At 41.8% G+C, this 9,902-nt stretch carries 8 protein-coding genes; 2 read left to right on the forward strand and 6 right to left on the reverse strand.

Features of this window, described 5'->3' with window-relative positions; all coding sequences use genetic code 11:
• Positions 1-5: 5 nt before the first annotated feature.
• Positions 6-2,615, forward strand: a complete 2,610-nt coding sequence (polA, locus tag NTU69_00575) for a DNA polymerase I (protein MCX5802025.1) — start codon at positions 6-8, stop codon at positions 2,613-2,615.
• On the opposite strand, the gene NTU69_00580 is transcribed toward polA, so the two are convergent.
• From NTU69_00580 to NTU69_00605, 6 genes are all read right to left on the reverse strand, one after another.
• Entirely contained in the window at positions 2,548-3,453 is a 906-nt protein-coding gene (locus NTU69_00580) for a YihY/virulence factor BrkB family protein (GenBank protein ID MCX5802026.1), read from the reverse strand. The two genes, polA and NTU69_00580, sit on opposite strands and share 68 nt — an antisense overlap.
• 24 nt (positions 3,454-3,477) lie before the next feature.
• On the reverse strand, positions 3,478-4,710 hold the full coding sequence (locus tag NTU69_00585) for a nucleotidyl transferase AbiEii/AbiGii toxin family protein (GenBank protein MCX5802027.1): 1,233 nt from the start codon (positions 4,708-4,710) through the stop codon (positions 3,478-3,480).
• A gap of 2 nt (positions 4,711-4,712) precedes the next feature.
• Positions 4,713-5,480 (reverse strand): hypothetical protein, encoded by a 768-nt coding sequence (locus tag NTU69_00590; GenBank protein MCX5802028.1) that lies wholly within the window; start codon positions 5,478-5,480, stop codon positions 4,713-4,715.
• A gap of 289 nt (positions 5,481-5,769) precedes the next feature.
• Positions 5,770-6,207 (reverse strand): putative toxin-antitoxin system toxin component, PIN family, encoded by a 438-nt coding sequence (locus tag NTU69_00595; protein MCX5802029.1) that lies wholly within the window; start codon positions 6,205-6,207, stop codon positions 5,770-5,772.
• Positions 6,200-6,433, reverse strand: a complete 234-nt coding sequence (locus NTU69_00600; protein MCX5802030.1) for a hypothetical protein — start codon at positions 6,431-6,433, stop codon at positions 6,200-6,202. The genes NTU69_00595 and NTU69_00600 overlap by 8 nt, the downstream gene beginning before the upstream one ends.
• Positions 6,434-6,685: 252 nt before the next feature.
• A complete protein-coding gene (locus NTU69_00605) occupies positions 6,686-7,813 on the reverse strand; it encodes an ATP-binding protein (GenBank protein ID MCX5802031.1) in 1,128 nt (375 codons plus the stop codon).
• A gap of 294 nt (positions 7,814-8,107) precedes the next feature.
• On the opposite strand from NTU69_00605, the gene NTU69_00610 reads away from it, so the two are divergent.
• Entirely contained in the window at positions 8,108-9,382 is a 1,275-nt protein-coding gene (locus NTU69_00610; protein MCX5802032.1) for an IS110 family transposase, read from the forward strand.
• The last annotated feature ends 520 nt before the right edge of the window (positions 9,383-9,902 follow it).

Raw genomic sequence — 9,902 nt, forward strand, 5'->3', positions numbered from 1 at the left:
TAAGAATGATAAATGAAGAATTAAAACTCAAAACTCAAAACTCAGAACTAAAAACCCGAAGGGTTTTTCTTGTAGATGGTAATTCCTATCTTTACAGGGCATTTTTTGCAACTCCTTATCTGTCTAATTCCAGGGGTATCCCGACCAACGCTACCTATGCCTTTATGAATATGCTTAAGAAACTGCTGAATGAAGAAAAACCAGACATCCTTGTGATAGTTTTTGATTCAAAAGCACCATCTTTCAGAGAAGAGATTTTAAAAACCTATAAAGCACAAAGACCACCAATGCCAGGCAACCTTTCTATCCAGATTCCCTACGTGAAGATGGTAGTTGAAGCAATGGGACTACCTATGTTCGAGAAAGAGGGGTTTGAAGCCGACGACATTATAGGCACTATAGTAGAAAAGTTAAAGGAAGAAGACGTGGCTACCTATATCATTACGAGCGACAAAGATATGATGCAACTTGTTTCAGATAAGGTCTTTGTACTCGATACAATGAAGAATCTTTTGATAAGGGAAGAGGAGGTGGTTGAAAAGTTTGGCGTAAAGCCATCCCTGATTATTGATTATCTTGCATTATGTGGTGATGCCTCTGACAATATTCCAGGTGTATCAGGCATAGGTGAAAAAACAGCTCGTGAGCTTGTGGCGACTTTCGGGGCAATTGAAGAGATCTATAAAAATCTCGAACACATAAAAAAGGCATCATTCAGAGAGAAACTCATTCAGTGTAAAGACCTTGCCATACTCAGTAAACAACTCGCCACTATCAGACTGGATGTACCGATACATGCGAATATGAATGACCTTAAAATGAAGGAGCAGGATTTGAAGGCATTAAGGAACATATTTAGAGAACTCGAATTTTCCTCTTTATACAGGGAGATCAAGATAAAGGATGAGAAAAGAAAGGAATCGCATGAAGTTGAACTTTCCCGGTTAAATAAGAAAAAAATAGGGATATTAGGAACGTTTTACGGCAAAAGCTTAAGTGATATAAAATTAGAGGGCTTCGCAGCTTTTGATGGTGAAGGTGTTTTCTTCTCTCAAAAAGAGGATGAATTATTCGAAATAATATCGAACACAAAAGAGCTTATTATCCACAATCTGAAACCACTCCTTATTATTTTACTCAAAAAGAAGGATTCAAGGATTCAAGGATTCAATCCCGCCTTAGCGGGACTCGACCTCACAAAGTGTTCCGATACTATGCTCGCAACCTATCTGATAAACCCGTTAAGAAAGGATTACGGGATAGGAGCGGTAATAGAGGAATATCTTGATGTCGAGCTTGCATCAGGTGATGCAAAACAAACCCTTATGGACAGCATTCCATATCTGTTTGAACTGAAAGATACACTTCAAAAGAAGATGGAAGAGCTTGGCCTCCTTGACCTATTTTTTAAAACAGAAATGCCTCTCATTGAAGTCCTGGCAGATATGGAGTGCTTTGGGGTAAAGGTGGATAGAAAAATACTCGGGATCCTGTCAAGAGATTTTGATAAAAGACTCAACAGCATCATAAAGGAAATATACGGGCATGCAGAAGGGCCATTTAATATCAACTCTCCCCAACAACTCTCCCGCATCCTTTTTGAAACATTGAAACTTCCACCTGTGAAGAAGACAAAGACAGGCTATTCGACAGATACAGAAGTCCTTGAAAAACTTTCTTCACTCCATCCATTACCGAAAGAGATTCTCGAATACCGGACACTCACCAAGTTAAAAGGGACATATATTGATGTCTTACCTACCCTTACAGACCCCTATACAGGGAGAATCCATGCCTCATTTAACCAGATGGTTGTCGCAACCGGAAGGTTAAGCAGCAGCGACCCCAATCTCCAGAATATACCTGTACGAGGTGAAGAGGGCAGGAAAATTCGGGAGGCATTTATCCCGGAGGATGGTTTTATTCTGTTGTCCTCAGATTATTCGCAGATAGAGCTCAGGGTGCTTGCCCATATCTCAGGGGATCAGCTTTTAATTGAGACATTTCTGAAAGATGAGGACATTCATACAAAGGTAGCGCAAGAAGTATTCAAGGTTGAGGCTGGTGGGGTGACACAAGAAATGAGAAGGACTGCAAAGGTGATAAATTTTGGAATAATTTACGGTATAAGTAGTTATGGGCTTTCAAAGGAGCTCGGTGTTTCACAGAAAGAGGCTCAGGGTTACATAGACGATTACTTTGAAAGGTATAGAGGCGTAAAAAGGTATATAGAGGAGGTATTGGAAGAAGCACGTCTAAAAGGTTTTGTGAAAACCCTCTTTGGAAGGATACGTTACATACCAGAGATTAATAACCCTGACACAGCGATAAGGCAGTTAGGGGAAAGGACTGCTATGAATACACCTATTCAGGGCACAGCGGCTGATATTATAAAGATGGCGATGGTGAACATACACAACAAGATCAAGGAAAATAATCTATCTTCAAGACTTATAATACAGATACATGACGAACTGGTATTTGAGGTAAAAAAGGAAGAAACATATATTATGGAAAAATTGGTGAAGGAAGGGATGGAACAGGTAGTCAGTCTTCTGGTGCCTCTGAAGGTTTCTCTGGGGAAGGGGAAGAACTGGGCAGAGGCCCACGATTAGGTAAACCCACAAGCACTGCTTGTAACTCAGCACATGTGATAAATACAAAGACAGAGAAATAAATCCAGAAAAGAAAGGCTACAAAGACCCCGTAGGTACCAAAAAAGGCGGTAAATTTTCCTATATGCAGTATATAGTGTTTAAAGAGGCCTTTTCCAAGGTGCCAGAGTAACGTTGCAATGATAGTGGATATAAAGATAATATGCTTTTTTCTCACCTTACTCGTAGGTGTAAGAAAATAATAGAGCAGATAGAACATGATGAAAGTAAAAAACATGTCCAGAAGCGAGAATGCGTATATAAAGATGGTTTTCGATATAAAATGGGGTAACATCTGCGTAATCTTTGTATGAAGAATCACGCTGAATATGAAACTAAAGAATAGGAGTGCCTGGATCACGGAAAAGAGAATGGTAAATAACAACTCCTTGCCCTTTCCCTTAATAAATTTTTCAGGATGCTTACCGAATATTATGCGAAAAGAGGACCTTATCACCGTGAAAAGTCTTGTGGTAAAGAAAAAAAGGAACAGAACGCCTAAGGGTCCGGAAAGCCTCTTTGATATGGAGATTACATTCAATTCTCTTATGACCTTCTTCACAATGATAACGTTATACGGATGAGGAATAATATTCTTAATGAACTTCTCTAAATACCCGGCTGGATTGCTCATGTCAATAACATTACCAAGTATATAAATGGACAGAAGCGTGAATGGTATAAATGTAAGCAGGATGTAAAATGATATAGAGGAGACGATAATATTGGCATTATCCCTTTGGTATTTCTTAAACAGAGCCTTGATAATTTGGAAAATAAAGGAAATTTTGTTTTTCATACCTTAATTATCAAACCTCCCCTTTTACTTTATTTGTGTGGAGTTTATCTTTAAAAAATCGTTTACCCAATAGCTTACTTCTTTTAAATTCACTGGAGAAACAATTGCCCATAGTATCCTTACAGGATGTTTTCCTTTCAGTACCTTTGCTGGCCATCGGCTATATTTCTCAAATTCGTGGGTAAAAGCATCATTAAATCTCCTGATTGCTTTTCCTCTTTCTTCACCTTGCATCCAGTCAAACTTAAGTTTATTCTCGATTGTCTGTATAATTTCCAGTTGCTTCTTTCCTTCTGTTCCTTCATCAAGGCACCTGAGCAAAAAGCCCAATCGTGCACCGGTGATTGCCCATTCTGCCATAGGTTTAGTAATACTCCTTCGTAAATAGAGACTTTGAAAATCGTTAATCAATTTCCTTAGTTCGTCACTTCTTTCCATATCAATTGAGGAGAGGATTTCCATCTGCCCGATCATATCTGCCAAAATAGTATCCTTATTAAACGAAATACCTCGTTGAACCGCTTCCAGCCTCGCTCTGTAAATGAAATGCTCTTTAATATCATCAAAATCTACTTCATGCCAATTGAATGTGACAAGAGAGTCAACATCATATACCTGTTTGATATACTCGTCTGCCCGTTCCGGTGGAATACCAATGGTATTGACTCCGAGTGTTGTCAGTTTATCTCCAATCAGGGCATTTAACGGCATAATTTGATATGTGTTGTCCGTTGTAAGGGCAAATAGGACAGGGGATGATATGTTGTGAATTGCGAGAGATTCTTTTAGCATAAAAAATTCTATTTTGATCTCTTGAATACCCGTAGATCCGCCAAATACTTCGTTTTCTCCACATACCGATGGAACATCAAGGTAATATGCAAGCAAGGGCAAATCTGTTTTTGGAGTTTTTGGTTTATGGAGCCTGAATTTAAAGAAAGTCTCCTCGCCATTGAACCGTTTTTCAATAAGCCCAAGCGTATTTTCTACTTCTTTTATGTCCGCTACGCATATCATATCAATATCAACACTTGTTCTTTGGTGTTCCACAGGTATATAAAACTGTGAGGCCGCCCCGCCTTTTAAAACAACTTTATCTTTTAGAATACTTTGAATCTGCAAAAAGATTTCCAAATCCCACAGGAAAAGCTCCATTCTTGCCAGATTATTAAAACCCAGTTCATCGAGACGTTTCGTCAGCGTTTCTCTTGTAAAACAGCCTCTATCGTGTATTAAAGCATTTTCGTTATATACCATCTTTATTCCTGCTTTTTAAGCAGCGCCACAAACTCAAGCGCTTTCTCTGATATAAGATCCCTTTCGATTATGTACCTAATATCATAGTGGATGCTCCTCCGTGAGGCAATCTTCACCAGTCGATTTGTATCAAGGGATAGCCGCCTCTTCATGTTTATGTATATTCTTGCAAGCTCCTGGAGGGGTAAGGGGTATTCCCTTCGCGTCACCTCATAATACAGATCAATAAAGGCTTTTTCAAAAGAAGCAAGTCCATTTTCAGAGTAGCTGAACTCATTAGTGGCATAAAGCAGGACCAACCCATTAAATGAAGGCATTTGCCTCACTGGTTGATAATTCCTCATTTCTTGATGGACAACAACGGGGACATTGTTTTTTGAAAGCAGATCGTTTATTTCATTGATGCTATACTTGCTTCCATAGAGAAGGACGGAATATGATTCAGGGACATGCTCCATAAAGACAGATAGTATATCCAGCCCCGAAACAAAAAATTCATACCCACTCTCATGGAGGATTTTAAGGACTGTATTGCCTAAGGGTGAAAGTATGGGCCTAACATTCTGTTCCTTTTCCTGAAATGAGTAGAGCCCCTTACCAATTTTATGGATGTAACCCTTTTGAGCAAGATTCCACACTGTCCAGTAAAGATTAGCCTTTTTCTCATCAAGAACAGACCCGATATCGGAAATAGTAAAAGAATCCCTGTGAGCAAGTTTATCTCTAATTATCCTGATTTTATTCTCTATGACAAAATTTTTCTGCTCCATGTTCTAACCCCCAATACATTGAAGACTACAACAAACAAAAATAATTGTCAATAAATAGTCGCAAAGTTTATATTTGCGACTATTTATTGGTGTAATCTACCTTCATCAGAAAAATGTGCGGGTTTGGTATTAGCCGAAATGGCGGAGTTCTTTTTCCTTGAGGACGCGGCTGATTTCGCCAGGGGATAGTTATTTATGTTTTTATGGACGTACCTCTTTCTACTGAAGAAATCCTATAAGGAGGACTGACGAGCGAAAGGAGTGAACAACGTCCCCGCCGCGTCCTTTTTTATGGCTGTTCCCATTTCACTGTCTCTTCCAGGAATTCGCGGGGATTAACAATACGCGTTTGAATGCCTTCTTTTTTGAGCATATCCTGAGGAATATCCAATAAATCTTTGTCTCCGGTTATGAGAAAATCAGCCCCCACTTCCTTACACAACGAAAGGTAGTGATCATCCCTTGCATCCCTCGATAAGGCAATGTGGGTTGATACGGCAACAAGCGCTGCCATCTCAATAAGCTTATGAATTTTCTCACGGATGAAAACCTGTTGCTCTCCGGTAAGCTTTTTCGACAATTTTGAAAAGACCCCCGTTAATTCTTGCTCAATCTCTCGAGATACGTAGACCTTGTATTTACTCATTGCCCTAACGGCAGCTTCAAGCGGTTTTCCGCCGAATGCAGCCGAAATAATAATATTGGCGTCGATAACGATCTTAGCCATATATTTCCTGTATGGCTAAGTCAAGGGCTTTCAGGGCTTCTTTTTCCGATATACCTGCATCATTGAGTACTCTTCCGATTTCGAGAAATACCATTTCAGCTGTTTTCTCTCGAACTGGGACGAGCCGGGCAATCGGCTTTTTCCGTTTCATGACAACGATTTCATTACCCTCGTTCAGATATTTTATGACATCCTGTTTAAATTCCCGAACCCCTATAAACTTCATAGTATCACCTCCTCTTTAATGTTACTACAAATGTGGGAATAATACAATTATAAAGTGTTTCCAGGTCTCTAAAATCAACCAGCGGGTGTGGTATTAGCCGGATTGGCAGAGTTCTTTTTCCTTGAAGGCGCGGAGGGTGAAACCATGCTCCGCTTCACTTGCTGAGTTATTTATAATTTTATGGCTGTCCCTCATTTCCCCCAAGCGAAGCATGCGAGAGACAAAAAATCTGAATTATAACTGAGCGGTAATTCACGCCTCCAGCGTCGATAGCCAGTTTCCGGCAGCAACGACAGAGATACCCTTGACGCTTTCCTCCTGCCGTAAGTTCTGCACGAGTTGAAAAGCAGCAGTATCAGACATTCTTCCATTAAAGTAGAGGAGGCCAGGAGAAGGCCTGTTGTCTGCCAGCTTCACCTCAATAAGCGTGGTAATCCGGTCTTCCTTACAAAAAGCGAAATCGACTTCCCGGCCATCCCTGGTTCTCACATAGCAGAGTGAAATATCCTCCCCGGCCGTATCCTGAAGGTACTGTATGTGCTTGAGCAGGCATACAGCGCAGGTGTTTTCCAGTCTCAACCCTTCGTCGCCCTTCACATACCCGCTGTTAAAGAAGTATGCCTTTGGTTCCTTCAATACTGCCCGGGCAATATTGACGTGAAAGGGACGAACCAGGAAGATGATGCAGAGGCTCTCCAGGATATTGACATATTTCCGTACAGTGTTTGGTGCAATCTGCAGGTCTTCAGCTATGGAGGTATAGGAAAGGGGAGATCCAACCCGTTCCCGCAAGAGCTCAACAAGAAGACGGATCGCCTTGATCTCATGAATTCTGCTGAATTCAAGGATATCTTCCCGTACCAGGTCCGTATAGTACTGGTTTCGCCAGCGCGCTGCCTCAGTTTCCGACCCTGACAGGAATGGTTCTGGAAAACCGCCAAAGTGGTTTAAAAGTCTCAGGGCTTCCGGGGGAGAAACCGAATCTCTTATTTCCCTGACGGATATGGGATGGAGGCGGTAGGAGAAGTAGCGGCCGGCGAGTGATTCACCGGTCTGGCGGAAAGTATCGAGCCGTGCGCTCCCCGTAATAAGAACCGACTGTCCCGTGCGTTTGGTATCGTAAATACCCTTGACGAATCCTTTCCACTCTTTCATCTTGTGTATCTCATCCAGGATAAGCATATCGGCATCAAGGGACCACGTCTGATTGCGAATGATGCGGGCATCATCAATATTATCATAGTTCAGGTACTGGGCATGCTGAAATTCTTTCATTAGTTCTTTTGCCAGCCAGGTCTTGCCAACTTGTCTTGGTCCAGTCAAGATGACCATCTTTTTGGAGAGATCCGACTTGATTGGATTATATAAATAGCGATCCATATTATGGCTTTATAGCATCATATTGCATAATAGTCAAGACAATAATGCAAAGTAATGCTGTTTAGCCTTATGGTGTCATTCCTACCCTGCCCCTTGTCAGTGTCTAACTCCTCGGCTTCCTCTAAGGCAAGGAAAGTGATAATTTAATGGGCGTTATATATTACCATGCCCTTAAGCCCTACCCCAAAGTATAACAGAGAAAAAAGTTTTTTATCAGACTACCAAAAAAGAAACCTCCTGTTAAGATATATAGTGATGTACCCACATCAAAAAATCTTAGTAAGGAGGTCTCCAATGGAACAAAACGATGATAACAGGTTACAGGAGTTTCGTCAACTGAAGCATGAAATTCGTATGTCAGGCGAGTTTCTGGTTGTCGGTATGGACATCGCCAAAGAGCGACACCATGCCTTCTTCGGTACGCCCACAGGTAAAACACTCTTGCGACGGCTCGTCTTTGAAAATACGAAAGAGGGTTTTGAAGATCTTTGTTTTCAGGCAGACACACTGAAGACCCGGCATGCTCTGAAGAAGGTGGTATTCGGTATGGAGCCTACGGCTGATTACCATAAACCCCTGGCAGAGTATCTGATCAGACAAAGACATATGGTGGTGCTTGTGGGAGGGGCTGCGGTAAAGAAGAACCGTGAACTCCTGGATGGACGGTGGGATAAAAATGATACCAAGGATGCCGCCAATGTTGCCGATCTTATTACCCAGGGGAAATGCCTGTTCTACGACTTCCCTTCATCGGATTTAAGAGCATTGAGGAGCCTTCTCTCTTTAAAAAGACGCCTGAAGAAACAGGAACAGGGTTACAAAGTGAGAATCAGGAATCACCTTATTGCTCAATACTTCCCCGAGATGGATAACTACTTCGGCTACGGTGAAGGACCGGCAATTGTCAAATGGTGTTTCAATCCGGCAGAACTTGCGAACTTACCCTTTGAAGAATTTGTACGTATGGTCTCCTCCCGCAACACAGGAGAAAACCAGCGAAGACGATTATTGGAAGTCCATAAGAAGGCAGCATCCTCTATCGGATGTGAGATAACTCCAGGTGTATCATTCGAGGCGAAGGCACTTCTTGAGGAATTGCAACAGCTTCATAGAATAATACAGGAAACCGATGAAAAGATTGCCGGGATATGTAGCCGATTCCCCGAGTATACCTTTCTTTTGAGCATCCCCGGCTTCGGACCCGATATATCAGCAAAAGTACTCGGAGCCGTTGGTAATCCCCATAGATTTGACAATGAACGACAGGTTCTTAAAATGGCAGGGTTGGATCTCAGTGCTGATCGGAGTGGAAAGAAGAGTGAAGTTACTCCTGTCATCTCGAAGAAAGGCAAAGCAGATTTCCGTTACGGTCTCTACCAGGCGGCGTTTATTGCCTCCACGAGAAATCACCGCTTCATGACCTACTTCACCAATAAGCTCAAAGGCAGGGAGCGGGAGCGTGGGATACTCACCAACAGGAGGGTCAAGCTGGCAGCAAAGATGCTTGTTATTGCCTGGACACTCATGAAGAAGAAGGAGGTGTTTGATCCAGGTTATATAAAAGAGTAAGCAACTGATTACTACCGGCGAGAGAGCCCGATGAAGAGCGTAGAGGCTTATGACCTCGTGAGGGACAATTCAGGGCCTCTCACCAGAATCATGCAACCTGGATAAAGGATGATAGGTGGCGCTTTATGCATACCGGATACTGATAACGCTGAGGTGCGGGTTCGTTTTAAAGTGAGAAGATCGCCGGACATATGAAAGGGTTCCACAAAAGAACCGACAGGAGAGGTGTGTCATGAAAAAGATATGGTTTGCAACCGATTGATATTATGGAGATGATCTTTTATGAAATATTTTCTTGACAGGAGGAATATAGGATGTCCCTGCCCTTTTATACTTGGGAATACTCATTCTGCTGAGAGAAATTAAGATCTATGAGGTTATGCTTGTTTTAATATTGCTTAAAAATATGGGGAGATCTTTAGTGGGGAAAAGAGGCGAGTAAAACCAAACAAAGCAGACCGCAGTATACCCCTCTTCCAGGACCAGAAAGCCTTATACAAAATGTTCGGTAAAAAACGAA

The sequence above is a fragment of the Pseudomonadota bacterium genome, assembly GCA_026388215.1.
GTDB lineage: Bacteria > Desulfobacterota > Syntrophorhabdia > Syntrophorhabdales > Syntrophorhabdaceae > JAPLKF01.